1 rRNA gene (cut by a window edge) is annotated in these 646 nt (G+C 53.9%); it reads right to left on the bottom strand.

Features of this window, described 5'->3' with window-relative positions:
* Positions 1–646: ribosomal RNA gene (locus H7K56_RS23100) — 23S ribosomal RNA — on the bottom strand (its annotated part extends 1,625 nt beyond the left edge of the window); the annotation flags it as partial.

The following is a 646-nucleotide window of genomic DNA, read 5'->3' as shown; positions in this document are numbered from 1 at the left end:
GCGGGCTTTTCACCCGCTTTATCGTTACTTATGTCAGCATTCGCACTTCTGATACCTCCAGCATGCCTCACAGCACACCTTCAGCGGCTTACAGAACGCTCCCCTACCCAACAACACATAGTGTCGCTGCCGCAGCTTCGGTGCATGGTTTAGCCCCGTTACATCTTCCGCGCAGGCCGACTCGACCAGTGAGCTATTACGCTTTCTTTAAATGATGGCTGCTTCTAAGCCAACATCCTGGCTGTCTGTGCCTTCCCACATCGTTTCCCACTTAACCATGACTTTGGGACCTTAGCTGGCGGTCTGGGTTGTTTCCCTCTTCACGACGGACGTTAGCACCCGCCGTGTGTCTCCCGTGATAACATTCTCCGGTATTCGCAGTTTGCATCGGGTTGGTAAGCCGGGATGGCCCCCTAGCCGAAACAGTGCTCTACCCCCGGAGATGAGTTCACGAGGCGCTACCTAAATAGCTTTCGGGGAGAACCAGCTATCTCCCGGTTTGATTGGCCTTTCACCCCCAGCCACAAGTCATCCGCTAATTTTTCAACATTAGTCGGTTCGGTCCTCCAGTTAGTGTTACCCAACCTTCAACCTGCCCATGGCTAGATCACCGGGTTTCGGGTCTATACCCTGCAACTTAACGCCC

It is taken from the genome of Pantoea dispersa (assembly GCF_014155765.1).
In the GTDB taxonomy this organism is placed as follows: Bacteria; Pseudomonadota; Gammaproteobacteria; order Enterobacterales; family Enterobacteriaceae; genus Pantoea; species Pantoea dispersa.
Note: the sequence above shows the minus strand (reverse complement) of the source record. Positions and strands in the feature narration are given on the sequence as shown.